Origin of the sequence: Bacillus hominis (genome assembly GCF_030348325.1) — a bacterium.
Taxonomy (GTDB): Bacteria; Bacillota; Bacilli; order Bacillales; family Bacillaceae_G; genus Bacillus_A; species Bacillus_A hominis.
In genome coordinates this window covers 1,307,509-1,321,753 of the sequence record NZ_JAUCFS010000005.1, presented here as the reverse complement: position 1 = coordinate 1,321,753, position 14,245 = coordinate 1,307,509, and the positions used below count along the sequence as shown (strand labels likewise).

Below are 14,245 nucleotides of genomic sequence, written 5' to 3'. Positions count from 1 at the left end.
ACAAATTCATGCTGAATGTAATATAATTGCTAAGTTAGGGATTTTCTTTTTTAGTATTTAGTGCTAATATCAGAAAAGAGCCTTTTGTCTTATTTTTACCTAAAATGTGGAATTTCGTTTTTTTCACAATAATGTAGGACATGATACCTACAAAGAGCTATTATTTCATTAAGAGAGGGAAAGACATGGAAAGATTAAAAGAGATATGGTCTCAACCACTCACACAATGGGTTGCAAAGACGGTTTATTACCTTGCAATTTTATTTGCATTGCTTTGGTTGTATGGATTCCATGATACAAACACAAGTACATTTATTTACAACGAATTTTAGGGTGGGAACGTTATGAAGTTATTAGAACAAATTGAAAAGTGGGCTGAAGTAACGCCTGATCAAACCGCTTTTGTTTGGCGAGATGCGAAAATTACGTATAAACAATTAAAGGAAGATTCTGATGCGTTAGCACATTGGATTTCTTCTGAGTATCCAGATGATCGTTCACCAATTATGGTTTATGGCCATATGCAGCCTGAAATGATTATTAACTTTTTAGGATGTGTGAAAGCTGGGCATGCTTACATTCCTGTAGATTTATCTATTCCAGCTGATCGTGTACAACGTATTGCTGAAAGTTCTGGTGCGAAATTACTGTTATCAGGGGCAGAAGTAACGGTAACGGACTTACCAGTTCGCATTGCAAGTGAAGATAACTTAAAAGATATTTTCTTTACTCATAAAGGGAATACTCCAAATCCTGAACATGCGGTAAAAGACGATGAGAACTTCTACATTATTTACACATCAGGAAGCACAGGTAATCCGAAAGGGGTTCAGATTACTTATAATTGCCTTGTTAGCTTTACGAAGTGGGCTGTTGAAGATTTCAACTTACAAACAGGACAAGTATTCTTAAATCAAGCACCTTTCTCATTCGATTTATCTGTGATGGATATTTACCCATCGTTAGTAACGGGTGGTACACTATGGGCAATCGATAAAGACATGATTGCACGTCCAAAAGACTTGTTTGCTTCTTTAGAGCAATCGGATATACAAGTATGGACTTCGACACCATCTTTCGCAGAAATGTGTTTAATGGAAGCCTCTTTCTCTGAAAGTATGCTACCAAACATGAAAACATTCTTATTCTGCGGTGAAGTGTTACCAAATGAAGTAGCTAGAAAATTAATTGAGCGTTTCCCAAAAGCAACAATTATGAATACATACGGTCCTACAGAAGCTACCGTTGCTGTAACAGGCATTCACGTTACAGAAGAAATTGTAGATAAATACAAATCTCTTCCAGTCGGCTACTGTAAATCAGACTGCCGCCTTCTTATTGTGAAAGAAGATGGTACGATTGCACCTGACGGTGAAAAAGGTGAAATCGTAATTGTTGGACCAAGTGTAAGCGTTGGTTATTTAGGAAGTCCTGAATTAACAGAAAAAGTATTTACCATGATTGATGGTGAGCGCGCCTATAAAACAGGTGATGCTGGCTATGTAGAAAATGGTCTTCTATTCTATAATGGTCGTCTTGATTTCCAAATTAAGCTTCATGGTTATCGAATGGAATTAGAAGAAATCGAACATCATCTTCGCGCATGTTCTTACGTAGAAGGAGCAGTTGTTGTTCCAATTAAAAAAGGTGAAAAATACGATTATTTATTAGCGGTTGTTGTTCCTGGAGAGCATTCATTTGAAAAAGAATTCAAATTAACCTCTGCAATCAAAAAAGAACTCAATGAGCGATTACCAAATTACATGATTCCACGTAAATTCATGTATCACTCTTCTATTCCAATGACACCAAATGGAAAGGTAGATCGCAAAAAATTATTGAGTGAGGTTACAGCATGACCGCATATGGATCATTTTATTTTTTCGCTATAGTGGGCATTTTATTAATACCTACTATCATAGCTGGATTAAAAGGTAAAATGTTGCGTAAATATAATGCCGTTTTAACATTAGTAATGCTTGTTATTATCTTCTCTGATAAACCGAAGCAAGCAATCATGTTAGCCGCATTTATTATTTGGCAATATGCCCTTATTAAAGGCTATTTAATATTAAGAAAACAAAATAATAGTACATTCACGTTTTGTATAGCTGTTATTTTATCGATTTTACCGCTTATTTTGGCAAAAATCGCACCGTTTGTACCTGAGCTAAAGTTTGTTGTATTTTTAGGAATGTCCTATGTAACATTTAGAGCAGTACAAATGGTATTTGAAGTTCGTGATGGCTTAATTAAAGAACTTTCCTTCTTTAATTTTTGGGAATTCGTTTTATTCTTCCCGGCTATCTCAACAGGACCTATCGATCGTTACCGCAGATTCCAAAAAGATATTCAAAAGCCACCTAGTGCAGAAGAATATCAAAATTTACTATATACAGGGCTAAATCGTATTTTCCAAGGTTTCTTGTATAAATTTATTATTGCTTACTTAATAAAGCAATATTTTATGGATCCGGCATTTGCTCAGCAAGATACAATCCTATCAAATATGATTTACATGTATAGCTATAGCTTATATTTATTCTTCGACTTTGCTGGTTATAGCTCATTTGTAATTGGTGTAAGTTATATGATGGGAATTAAAACTCCAGAAAACTTTAATAAACCATTTATTAGTCGTAACATTAAAGACTTCTGGAATCGCTGGCACATGAGTTTATCATTCTGGTTCCGTGACTTTATTTACATGCGTTTCGTCTTTTTCGCAACGAAGAAAAAGCTAATTAAAAACCGTTACACAATTTCGTATATCGGTGCATTTTTAAACTTTTTCATCATGGGAATATGGCATATTACTGGTGAGCATGTGTATCAATACATTATTTATGGTCTTTATCACGCTGCCTTGTTTATCTTGTTCGATATTTTCGAACGAAAAAACAAGAAGCATAAGTTTTGGCCAAACAATAAATTTACACATGTCCTTGCGATTGTAATTACGTTCCACGTTGTATGTTTCGGTTTCCTAATTTTCTCTGGACACCTTAACAGATACTTTTAATGCACCCTTCTTATTCCATTAAGAAGTTGCACATATAATATATTCGGATATAAAGGAGATTTTAAAAATGGCAGAATTCAAAGAGCAAGTATTAGATATTTTAGAAGAAGTATGTGAAAACGATATTGTGAAAGAAAACTTAGATGTTCAATTATTTGAAGAAGGTATTCTTGATTCTTTCGCTGTAGTATCTTTATTAGTTGAATTCCAAGAGCGTTTAGAGATTGAAGTTTCTATTTCTGATTTTGACCGCGATGAGTGGGCTACACCAAATATGGTTATTAAAAAGTTGGAAGAAATCCGATGAACAAAGCAAAATTTGGTCCGATGCTTTTAGCATTGGCCCTTTTTGCTGTATTCTTACTTATTCCTACGCGCTTCCTACTCCCACTTTTAAGTGATGAGAAAGTAGAACAAGCTGCGACTTCTTTAAAAGAAGAAAAGATTCAAAGTATGATTTTACAGCAAAAGATGTTAGCAGACCCGAAATACCTTCCGATGTACGGTTCATCGGAATTCGCACGTATGGATGCTTTCCATCCATCGAATTATTTCAAAGTAAAGCCTGAAGGATTCACACCATTCCTACTTGGACGCGGCGGAACACAAGACCTTGTACATGTATTAAACTTCGCATCTACAATGGATCAATTGAAAGATAAGAAAATGATATTCGTTCTTTCTCCACAATGGTTTGTACCACAAGGTATTGATGAGACACACTTTGCACCTAACTTTTCAAAACAACAAGGTTACCACTTCATTTTCAACGATGATTTAAAACCTGAAATGAAAAAACAAATTGCAAAACGCTTATTAAACTTTGAGATTGTTAAAAAAGAAACTTTATTAAAAATTTCGCTTGAAGGTATCGCCTACGATGATACAAAGTATAAAGTAAAAGCACTTGCTGCTAAACCTTTCGCTTATATTTATCGTAACATTCTAGATCGTAAAGATTTATTTACAGTTATGTTTGATATTAAACCGCATAAAGAAAAGCTTGATCCATCATTGAAACAAATGAACTGGGAAGAAGCTCGTAAGCATGCTGATCAAACAGGTGCATTAGAATCAGGATCTAACGAATATGGTATCGAAGATGATTACTTCAATAGCAAAATTAAGAAGAAATTAAAGCAACGTGAAGGTTACTTAAAAAATGATGCTTATGACCAATCACCAGAGTATGAAGATTTACAAATTGTACTTGATTTATTAAAACAATCTGGCGCAAAACCGCTCTTCATTTCTGTCCCTGTAAAAGGTCCTTGGTATGATTACGCTGGCTTCCCAAAAGAAAAACGCGAATTATACTACAATAAAGTTCATGAGCAAATTAAGAAAGCTGGCTATCCAATTGCTGATTTCTCAAATCATGAATATGATAAGTACTTCTTAAAAGATCATATGCACTTAGGTTGGAAAGGCTGGGTTTACATCGACGAAGCTATCCAACAATTTTATAAAGCAAACTAACGAAAAGACCGCTTGAATTATTCAAGTGGTCTTTTTCTATATACATTTTTTAATTGTTCTATTACATTCTCCGCTTCATTCATGACACGTTTCACTACGTGCTGAGCTGATTCCGTTCGTGCTAACGATGATGCTTGTCCCGCCCAAAGAGACATATATTCTTCCTTATTTTGCTTCGCTGCTTCTTGGCGTATTTTTGAAGTTAATACGTTTTGCACTGGATACATCGGTAAATCCCCTTCTCTTCCTTCATGTTTCTCTATAAATTTATTACGAATACCCCGTGCATATTTCCCGGAAAACGCACGGGTTACCGTTGTACTCGTATCTGTACTATGTAAAATCACTTCTTTATACACCTCATGGGTAATACTTTCTTCACTCGTTAAAAAGGCTGATCCCATTTGAACAGCTTCTGCCCCTAACGCAAATGCCGCAACAAGCCCTTGCCCACTCATTACACCACCTGCTGCGACAATCGGAATATGAGGTACCTCCGCTACTAATTGCGGGATTAATGCAAATGTACCAATCATCGCATCTTGTTCTTTCCCAATAAACGTTCCTCTATGCCCTCCTGCCTCGCTACCTTGCCCGACGATAATATCTACCCCTAACTCGGCAAGTGCTTTCGCTTCAGCTACATGGGTAGCTGTTCCGATAACTTTTATCCCTTCCCTTTTCAAAGCATCTATTTCTTCTTGTTCTAACGTTTGAAATGCAAAACTAACGACTGGTACCTTTTCCTCTAATAGCACTTGTAATTGTTCTTTATAGCTTGTTGGAAGCTTTAATACATCTTCTTCCTCTATACCTAATTCTCTATTCACTCCACTAAGTAATTCTTTCGCCCTTTTTACCTTCTCTTCTTCTATCTGTACCTCTTTTGCTAAAAGTAAATTAACGCCAAATGGTTTATCTGTTAACTCCCTTATCTTATAAATCGCTTCACGAATTTGTTCTGGGCTCATATAGCCAGCTCCAAGCGTACCTAATCCTCCGCCATTACTCACAGCTGCAACGAGATTTGGCGTTGTAATGGTACCTGCCATCCCCGCTTGAATGATAGGATTCTTCACTTGTAATATCTCTGTAACTCGGCTTGTAAACATCATTTTCCCTCCTACTTTCCTTATAGCTTCTTTATATGACATGCTTTCCCCTCCTTTTACAAGGATTGAACCATCAGTACGCGAATATATTGAAAGAAAGGGAGGGAATACAATGATTTATCCAAATGCGTTAAAAAAAGGTGACACTGTAATGATTATTGCACCGTCTGGCCCACCAACACTTGAGAATGTATTAAAAGGTGTGAACGTATTAAGGGAGATGGGTTTATCCGTAATAATTGGGAAGAGTGTTTATGAACAGTATGGATATTTAGCTGGAAATGATCAAGTTCGTCTTGATGATATACATGAAGCCTTTACCAACAATGAAGTGAAAGCAATTTTCTGTGCACGAGGCGGTTACGGAAGTGCTCGTCTCCTCCCTCACATTCAATATGAAATCATTCAACAGAATCCAAAAATCTTTTGGGGGTATAGCGACATTACGGCTTTACATACTGCCTTTTCACGTTATGCAGAGCTTGTAACTTTTCATGGTCCAATGATTGAGGAATTAGGAAAAGGTATAGATTCTCTCTCTTTATCTTCTTTTAATCAACTATTCCATCCGTATTCATCTATCTTATACGCATCAGAATGTATCGTACCTACCTCTCCATGTACAGCTACAGGCACATTAGTTGGAGGGAATTTAACTGTGTTAACAAGTATAGTTGGCTCGCCCTATGAGATAAATACGGCAAATAAACTTTTATTGCTTGAAGATATTGGTGAAGAACCGTATCGAATTGATCGGATGTTAAATCAACTACTTTTATCTGGACAGTTTAATGAATGCAGCGGTGTTATTTTTACAAGCTGTCACGACTGCACCCCTTCTAAACCGTCCCAATCATTGCAAACAATATTATATGAATATTTCACGCCATATAATATACCTGTGTTATTCGGTTTACCGATTGGACATATAAGCCCAAATATCGGTATTCCCCTCGGAGCTACAGCAACAATAAATACAAATAACAAAACTGTTTCTATTTCTTCTGGTATAGCCACTCCCTGTTCAAATTAAAAAGGAAAAGCTGCTAAGGCTTTTCCTTTTATTTATAATAATTAAAGATTCGTCCTGATGCTATATCTGCGATTTCTTCTGGAATAAATGTTTTACTCATATCTGTCCCAACATTTAATACAGCTGTCGCATCTTTCTCGATGCTACCAAATAATTCTCTTCCACGTATCGTAATAAGGGGTGTCCCTTCTGGCAACACATCTTTTACAAATTCCAATTGTGTAAAGAATGGAACGATCCATCTACCTTCTCCTTGGAAATGACGTAAACGAAGTGTGCCTTCTGTTACCCCGTCCTCTGCTTCTAATGAACCAGCAACATAAAACTCCGTTGTTAAGAGCAATTCATAAAATTCCTTTTGCTTTTGTTTATCATCCCCTGCTAAAACGAGTACTTCTTCTATTTTCTTTACTGGAATTTGCTTCATATGATGCCACCCCTATTTTCAAAATGATTATACTTAGATTATACGAAATATTCTTATTTTTTTCTACATAATTCTGCAATTATTTTATCGAAATAGTTTTTAATATTTCTTTCGTCGTCACAATAGCAGCAAATTCTTCATGTAAATTTACAAGTGTCATATTATGAATAGCCTCTGCACTATACTCTACCCCGTCTGGACCTGTACGATTAAAAGTAGCCGTCGCATCGCTCACTAAATACGTTGTAAACCCTAAATTACCTGCCATCCGTGTTGTAGTTTCCACACAATGATTTGTCGTTAATCCTACAATTACTAAAGAAGTATGATCTTTTACTCGTAATATCTCTTCTAAATTTGTCCCAATGAATGCACTGTTAACAACCTTTTGAATAATAATCTCACCTGGTAATGGCCTCACTTCTTTTTTAAAACGTACTGTTTCTGCATCTAGATGAAACATCGACTCCACATTTTCTTTATTCACATGCTGAATATGAATAACTAGTAATTCTCTTTTTCTCCATTCTTCTAACAAACTTTTCATATTTTCTTCCGCAAAAAGGTTATTCCTTGTGCCCCAGTACGGTAAGTTGAATGCTTCCTGTACATCAATGATTATAAGTGCTGCTTGATTAAGCATACTATCCTCCTAGTTAATTGGGCTGTAATTGAAACAGAAAACCAAGTTGTTGTGACGCAGTAAGAAAACAAATATAGGCACAAAGCTCTACAATTTCTTTTTCAGTCCAATATTGTTTTAATATATGAAACATATTATCATCTATCGCCTTTTGGTCATGAACAAATGCATGTGCAAAAGTAACGGCTACGCTAATTTCTTCTATCTTTTGTATATCATCCGGCTTTCCCTTTGCCATACAGTACGAACATTCATTCCCAAACGCTAATGTTCTTCTTACTTGCTCCTTTAACTCTGCGGAAAGGGTCCCTGTACTATACAGTGTATTTTCTAACGTACTCCACGAATTTAATATATCCGGATTATGCCCTAATAATTTTTGAAACTTTGTATCTCCTATATTTGATAATGTAATTCTCTCCATCATTTTCCTCCTATTCCCTTCTTTTTTATTGTAAAATAAATAAAGTTCACTTTACATTTCATATGAATCTTAATTTATAATTTTTCTTTACAAAAATTATCATTTTACTGGAGGTATATTTACAAATGCAATTAGACCGTGTTGATCGAAAAATTTTAAATGAATTATATAATGATAGTCGCCTTTCGATGCGCGAATTAGCAAAACGAGTAAACTTATCGGCTCCGTCTACTACAGAACGTGTTCGTAAACTTGAAAGTGAAGGAATTATTCAAAAATACACAATCGATATCGATTATAAAAAAGCAGGACTTGTTTTAGATTGTATTTTAGAAATCACTTTAAAAAATGGTGATACAACACGTATGCAACAGTTTATTCAGTCTTATCCATCTGCAAGTTTTTGTTACCGAGTAACAGGAAGCTTATGCTACATTGTAAAAATCTCTGTTCCTTCACTCGTTGAACTTGAAGAATTTATCAATGATGTTTCTTCATATGCAACGACAGTTTCTCATATCGTATTATCAGAAGTAGCTCTTACTCCGGACATTGAACATATCTTCCCAGAAGATTAATTAATTTTTATCCCGATTGGTGAGGGCTAATAATCAATGGGGGATGAACAGCCCCCCACTGATTAAAGTTTCACTTTATTCACAAAAAGATAAAAAACCCCTTACAAAAAGAATAAAAATAATATATTATGTATTAAAATACATAAAGTTCGAGAAAGGGGCCTTACATTGAAAATCTGGTTTTATGAAAAAACGGCACACTTAGATGATTTGCTTGGTATTTGGGACAATGTTCCAACCATCCCTCGAATTGGTGAAAAAGTTGAACTTCTAAAAACAGTTCGGATCGTTACAGATATTAAATACGTTAAAAATGGAAATAACTTCCGTGTAGAAATTATTACAAATTAAAAAGCAGCTCTCCTTTTCATACCGGAGAGCTACTTTTTCACGGCCTATAATCCGCCTTTTTTATAATAATCTTATCTTCTTCTACAGCTATTGTTACATACTCATTTTCTTCTAACTTGAGCTGGTTGACAGCCTCATCTGGCAGTTCCACCGCCATCAATCTATTCGTTAGTATAACTTGGCTATACATTTCATTTTCCCGTGATAAATTCCCCACTTTTTCTTCATTTATTAAGCGAATTGGTGGCACACCTACTTCTTTTACAGTACGCCATTGTTTCCAAGTAAAAGGAATTAACCATAATAAACCGATAATCGTAAGACCAATGCCGATCCATAAATTACTTTGTACTTGTAATTCAGTAATCGAGATTGCGTCACTTCCATCTCCACCTACAAATTGCATACTCGTTGCAACCAAATTATTTAGAGCATGCACAGCAATATTCATCCATATATTTTTTGTCTTTATGTATAGAAGGCACATAATAACACCGAACATGAAAGCACCGATAACATCAAAATGTCCTAGTCCAAAAATAAGAGAGGATATAATAACCGCTCGTTTAATCCCCCATTTGTAAGCCATTCGCTGTAAGAAAAACCCTCTAAAAATAACCTCTTCCATTATTGGGGCTAATACACATGCTGAAATGAAAGTAAATATCGTCATGTATATGTTACTCGTATTAATTACATTTCCATCTTCTAACATGGTAACTAAGAAATCAGGTAAAGTATGTGCTAAAATATAAAATTGAATTTGGGATATACCGACTGAAAAAATCATTCCCATTATCGTTGCTAATACAATTAACCCCCAATGTAAACGTCCGGGCTTATCAAAAAAACTTTTAAAAACAACATTATTTTTACTTGTTTTTAAATATAGCCACAATAGTGGAAATACGAAAAATATTGATATTTGTGACAGGAACTCTATCGTATTGTCAGAAGCACCTGATAAACTTAATGGAATCATCGTCAGGAACATCCCTATAATCATCCATCCAAAAAAACTACGCATTCTTATACGTGAAAATGCATATTGCATATTGAACACCTCCAGAGATGATATAAAGTGAAACTTTAATCAGTGGGGGTTTTGTTCATCCCCCACTGATTATTAGCCCGCACCAATCGGGCTTTTATGGGCAGTTGATCTCCCACCTAACTTCTTTGCTCCAGCCGAATTTTGAGGTGGGAGTTTTACTGCCCGTTAATGCGGGATAAAGTGAAACTTTATTCAGTGCTTTATGGGTAGCTCTTCTCCCACAAATGGCCGAATAACTAAATTACAATATGAACATAGTTGAAAATACCCCTATTTTTCTCAGATACTTTCAAACAATATATCTATTAAAACGATTGAAGAAAGAACTGTTTAATAAAAATCCCCGTTAACACGGGGACTTTTTCTATTATAATACGTCACGTTTTTGGAATAATACACTTGATGCTACAAGTAATACAGCAAGGTATGCAACTACAAGTAATAATGAAGTTGTAAACGTAAATTCTGTAAATGGTGGTTCCATTCCACCGCTTACTAATTTATTACTGTCGTAAACACTTAAATTCAAATGGGAAAACACCACAAATTTCGCTACACCTTTTGCAAACATCATTAGTACCATATTAATTGCTCCTTGTAAGAAAAATAGGAACATCGTAATAATTAATGGCAATACAGAATTTCTAAATACATTTGCTAAGAAAAATGCAAGCGTTGCAAAGAAGAACGGTGAAAGTACTTGATATAAAATAGACTTCATTACGATTCCTAACGTTAATTCTGTTTTACTACCATCCATTACAATTCCGCCAATAATCATTGCGATTAACGTGCTAGCAAATATGATAAATAATATAGTAAGTAACACTGTCATATATTTAGAGAACAAAACTGTAATTCGTTTTCTCGGACGGATTAATAACTGCTTAATTGTACCTTTTTGAAACTCATCAGTAATTGTACGAGAAGCAATCGTAATTCCAAAAATTGTTGCAAATAAGGTAATTAAACCAATCTCTGAACTTGCAAAATCTACATATGATCCTTTAAACTCATGTCCTCCTCCCCATTTCAGCATCGCTAAAACTCCCAAAATCTCCAATGCTGCAATTACACCTATTAAAATGTACATACCTTTTTTCGCATGTAACTTTAAAAATTCATTTTGAATTAATTTAAACATTACGCTTTCACTCCCCCTGTAATCGCTAAGAATTCATCCTCTAGCGTTTTATTTTGTACAGTAACACCATATACAAGTACATCCGCATTCACTAACTGTTTTACAATTTGCGGAATCTCTTCTTTCATTACAGATGTCACAGCTACATTTCCTTGTACTTTACCTTTAATAATTTCGTTCGCTTTCTGAACTTGATCTACTTCAAATGCGACTACAACTGTTTCATCATGCTTCGTTTTTTCATGTAAGTTATACTCTTGTACGAACTCACCTTGCTTTATAATAACAACACGATCACACATTAATTCAATTTCACTTAGTAAGTGACTTGATACGATTACAGCGATATTGTCTTCTTTCGCTAATCGTTGTAAATAGTCACGAATTTGACGAATACCAGCTGGATCTAATCCATTTGTCGGTTCATCTAAAATTAAAATCTTCGGCTGATGAAGTAACGCCTGTGCAATTCCTAAACGTTGTTTCATACCAAGTGAGTATGTTTTTACCTTTTTATGAATTGCATGCTCTAATTCAACAAGCTTTACAATTTCAGCGATGCGCTCTTTACTAATAGGGGTAATTGCCATGTTTGCAAAATGCTTCAAGTTTTGCATACCAGTCATATAATCATATAGTTCCGGATTCTCTACAATCGCTCCAATTTGTTCTAACGCCTTTTCACGCTCTGTACGAATACTATGACCACAAATTGTAATATCTCCTTCTGTCATCGAAATAAGACCTGTCATCATACGAATTGTCGTCGTCTTACCACTACCATTCGGCCCAAGGAACCCGTATACTTCTCCCTCGCGAACCTCAAATGATAAACCGCGAATAATTTCTGTTCCACCAATCTTTTTTCGAACATTCTCTAATTTCACTACTACATTTCCCAATGCTGATTCCTCCTTTAGACTTCTAGTTTTTTATCGATTATGCGACCTGTTATATAAACAAGTAAAACAAATATACCGATTGAAAAAGCAATACTGTATAAATTCATAAGCTTTTCTGGATATAGTATCAGATTTACATCCGTTGATTCATCTATATAAACTAACTTTGTTATAAAAGAAGATGTAGGTGCAAGCCCGCCTAGCATTCCATATATCACACTTGTTAATTTCGTTACTAGTAAAAATAAAAAGAAAACAATTGTATATTCCATTTTCTTCTTTTTCAAAGAAAACATTTTAACACTAGCTACTATAAAAAGTAAGAAAAGTAGTATACTTGATAAATTAAATACATATAACACACTACTAAATAACTGCTTGAATATATTTAGCGTGAGCGTACTTTCGGTAAATAACATTCCATATAGCTCTGTACCTTTTATTACTTTCATTGAAATACTATATAGAAAAATAGTCCCTATTACTTCAAAAACCATTAAGTTAATTGCTGCATATGACAATATTGCTAAAACAATTTTTTTACCAGATATCGGTGTTAATCGAAATAATGTACTTTCAGTCATTTTCCCAAACGCAGACATCGCCTGCAGAAATATTAATACTGCAAAAATTATATATACTAAGATAACTAAAGCAATTATAATTGTTTGCCTTACCTCTCCAGATTCTTGTTTAATATAATTCCCCATACTTACAAAAGCAACAGCTGCAATGAATATAAATGACAACAATAAAATAAAAATCTGTTTTTTATTCGCATTGTACATATATATTAAACTGGCCTTCATCTACTAAACACCTCCTTAAACAAATCTGTAACCGCTTTTCCTCGTTGGAAACGTAACTCCTCTACATTTTCGTGAAGTACACTTTCACCATCTTTTAAAAAGATTACTTCGTCAAAAATATTTTCAACTTCTCCGATTAAATGTGTTGCAATTAAAATGGTACAATCTTCGCGATAAAACTGTAAAATAAGTTCTAATACGTGCTCTCTAGAAACAAGATCAATCCCGCCCAGCGGTTCATCCAGTACGTATAACTTCGCTGTTCGAGAAAATGTTAAAATGATTTGCAGCTTCTCGATCATCCCTTTTGACAATGCTGTAATTCTTTCTTCTAACGGTATTTTAAATTCAGCGATCGCATCTACCGCTTTTTGAATATCGAAGTCTTTATAAAAATCTCTATAGAAAAATAAAGTATCTTTTACAGTCATCCAATCATCAAAGACTGGCTTATCGGACATAAAGGAAACAATTTCTTTCGTCTCTAATCCTACCTTCTTACCAGCTATTGTAATACTACCTTCAGAAGGGTGCTGCAGACCTGCAATCATTTTCAATAACGTCGTTTTCCCGCTCCCGTTATCTCCAACAAGCCCTATAATTTTCCCTTCCTTAATCTCTATATTTAATTCACGAATCACCGCTTTCAATCCATATCTCTTCCATAAGTTTTCTATTTTTAATAGCTCTGTCATTCGCTCTCCTCCTTTTTCTCATTTAATGAAGAACGAAGAATTGAAAGAATTTCGTCTTCTGAAAAACCTAAATTGTCCATTCCATCTATAAAAGAGTGAAGTAATTCTTTCGCCATGTCTTTGCGCAGCTCCATGATTTTCTCCCCTTCATTTGTTACATATCGTCCCATTCCTCTACGTGTTACAACAACACCATCACGTTCTAACTCTTGAAATGTGCGTTGAATCGTATTTGGATTTACTTGTAATTCACTCGCTAATTCACGTACGGAGGGGATTTTATCGCCAGACAATAAATGCCCCGTTACAATTTCTTTTTTTATGTATTCCATTACTTGAATGTAAATTGGTGTATTTGGAGAAAACTCTATTTTCATTTCTTCCCTCCTTTCGTATTAGTGTATTAGTTAAATAGTACACTAGAACAGAATATATGTAAATACTTACAAATAAAATGTAATAAAAAGGCAGTGTAACTTTTCGTTACACTGCCTTCCTGTAATAAAATATAAGTAAATCTATTCTAATTATAGTTTCAATCGTTTGAATTCACATATAACCTTATACGAAAT

The 14,245-nt window shown here is 34.7% G+C and carries 18 protein-coding genes; 8 read left to right on the top strand and 10 right to left on the bottom strand.

Translation table 11 applies throughout. The features are described 5' to 3' along the window. Positions 1–185: 185 nt before the first annotated feature. The 5 genes from QUF93_RS09085 to dltD all read left to right on the top strand — a co-directional run bounded on the left by QUF93_RS09085 (position 186) and on the right by dltD (position 4,501). A complete protein-coding gene (locus QUF93_RS09085; protein ID WP_002011626.1) occupies positions 186–332 on the top strand; it encodes a teichoic acid D-Ala incorporation-associated protein DltX in 147 nt (48 codons plus the stop codon). Between the two features lie 12 nt (positions 333–344). Next, positions 345–1,859, top strand: coding sequence for a D-alanine--poly(phosphoribitol) ligase subunit DltA (gene dltA, locus QUF93_RS09080; RefSeq protein WP_289358540.1), 1,515 nt, complete (start codon positions 345–347; stop codon positions 1,857–1,859). Next, complete coding sequence (dltB, locus tag QUF93_RS09075; protein WP_002117413.1) at positions 1,856–3,022, top strand: D-alanyl-lipoteichoic acid biosynthesis protein DltB; 1,167 nt, start codon at positions 1,856–1,858, stop codon at positions 3,020–3,022. The genes dltA and dltB overlap by 4 nt, the downstream gene beginning before the upstream one ends. A 67-nt stretch (positions 3,023–3,089) precedes the next feature. Beyond that, positions 3,090–3,329, top strand: coding sequence for a D-alanine--poly(phosphoribitol) ligase subunit DltC (gene dltC, locus QUF93_RS09070; protein WP_002011622.1), 240 nt, complete (start codon positions 3,090–3,092; stop codon positions 3,327–3,329). After that, positions 3,326–4,501: a D-alanyl-lipoteichoic acid biosynthesis protein DltD gene (gene dltD / locus QUF93_RS09065; protein WP_002117410.1), complete on the top strand. Its 1,176-nt coding sequence runs from the start codon at positions 3,326–3,328 to the stop codon at positions 4,499–4,501. The genes dltC and dltD overlap by 4 nt, the downstream gene beginning before the upstream one ends. Before the next feature lie 17 nt (positions 4,502–4,518). On the opposite strand, the gene QUF93_RS09060 is transcribed toward dltD, so the two are convergent. Beyond that, a complete protein-coding gene (locus tag QUF93_RS09060) occupies positions 4,519–5,655 on the bottom strand; it encodes an NAD(P)H-dependent flavin oxidoreductase (protein WP_289358539.1) in 1,137 nt (378 codons plus the stop codon). A gap of 70 nt (positions 5,656–5,725) precedes the next feature. Between QUF93_RS09060 and QUF93_RS09055 the strand changes: the two genes are divergently transcribed. Continuing rightward, entirely contained in the window at positions 5,726–6,646 is a 921-nt protein-coding gene (locus tag QUF93_RS09055; RefSeq protein ID WP_289358538.1) for a S66 peptidase family protein, read from the top strand. A gap of 28 nt (positions 6,647–6,674) precedes the next feature. On the opposite strand, the gene QUF93_RS09050 is transcribed toward QUF93_RS09055, so the two are convergent. The 3 genes from QUF93_RS09050 to QUF93_RS09040 form a co-directional block, all read right to left on the bottom strand. Beyond that, positions 6,675–7,073, bottom strand: coding sequence for an SseB family protein (locus QUF93_RS09050; RefSeq protein ID WP_289358537.1), 399 nt, complete (start codon positions 7,071–7,073; stop codon positions 6,675–6,677). Between the two features lie 79 nt (positions 7,074–7,152). Next, a complete protein-coding gene (locus QUF93_RS09045; protein WP_289358536.1) occupies positions 7,153–7,716 on the bottom strand; it encodes a cysteine hydrolase family protein in 564 nt (187 codons plus the stop codon). Positions 7,717–7,729: 13 nt separating this feature from the next. Beyond that, entirely contained in the window at positions 7,730–8,140 is a 411-nt protein-coding gene (locus QUF93_RS09040; protein ID WP_289358535.1) for a carboxymuconolactone decarboxylase family protein, read from the bottom strand. Between the two features lie 125 nt (positions 8,141–8,265). Here QUF93_RS09040 and QUF93_RS09035 point away from each other — a divergent pair, with 125 nt between their 5' ends. Together QUF93_RS09035 and QUF93_RS09030 are read left to right on the top strand one after the other, a co-directional pair. After that, a complete protein-coding gene (locus QUF93_RS09035; RefSeq protein WP_002117396.1) occupies positions 8,266–8,718 on the top strand; it encodes an Lrp/AsnC family transcriptional regulator in 453 nt (150 codons plus the stop codon). Positions 8,719–8,886: 168 nt separating this feature from the next. Further along, on the top strand, positions 8,887–9,069 hold the full coding sequence (locus QUF93_RS09030; protein ID WP_098546348.1) for a DUF3913 family protein: 183 nt from the start codon (positions 8,887–8,889) through the stop codon (positions 9,067–9,069). Between the two features lie 37 nt (positions 9,070–9,106). On the opposite strand, the gene QUF93_RS09025 is transcribed toward QUF93_RS09030, so the two are convergent. The 6 genes from QUF93_RS09025 to QUF93_RS09000 form a co-directional block, all read right to left on the bottom strand. Beyond that, positions 9,107–10,123, bottom strand: coding sequence for a CPBP family intramembrane glutamic endopeptidase (locus QUF93_RS09025; protein WP_289358534.1), 1,017 nt, complete (start codon positions 10,121–10,123; stop codon positions 9,107–9,109). A gap of 367 nt (positions 10,124–10,490) precedes the next feature. Further along, a complete protein-coding gene (locus tag QUF93_RS09020) occupies positions 10,491–11,267 on the bottom strand; it encodes an ABC transporter permease (protein WP_289358533.1) in 777 nt (258 codons plus the stop codon). Continuing rightward, complete coding sequence (locus tag QUF93_RS09015) at positions 11,267–12,169, bottom strand: ABC transporter ATP-binding protein (RefSeq protein WP_289358532.1); 903 nt, start codon at positions 12,167–12,169, stop codon at positions 11,267–11,269. The genes QUF93_RS09020 and QUF93_RS09015 overlap by 1 nt, the downstream gene beginning before the upstream one ends. 14 nt (positions 12,170–12,183) lie before the next feature. Next, positions 12,184–12,978, bottom strand: coding sequence for an ABC transporter permease (locus tag QUF93_RS09010; RefSeq protein ID WP_289358531.1), 795 nt, complete (start codon positions 12,976–12,978; stop codon positions 12,184–12,186). Beyond that, entirely contained in the window at positions 12,975–13,673 is a 699-nt protein-coding gene (locus QUF93_RS09005) for an ABC transporter ATP-binding protein (RefSeq protein ID WP_289358530.1), read from the bottom strand. The genes QUF93_RS09010 and QUF93_RS09005 overlap by 4 nt, the downstream gene beginning before the upstream one ends. Next, on the bottom strand, positions 13,670–14,050 hold the full coding sequence (locus tag QUF93_RS09000) for a GntR family transcriptional regulator (protein WP_289358529.1): 381 nt from the start codon (positions 14,048–14,050) through the stop codon (positions 13,670–13,672). Before QUF93_RS09000 ends, QUF93_RS09005 begins: the two co-directional genes overlap by 4 nt. Between the last annotated feature and the right edge of the window lie 195 nt (positions 14,051–14,245).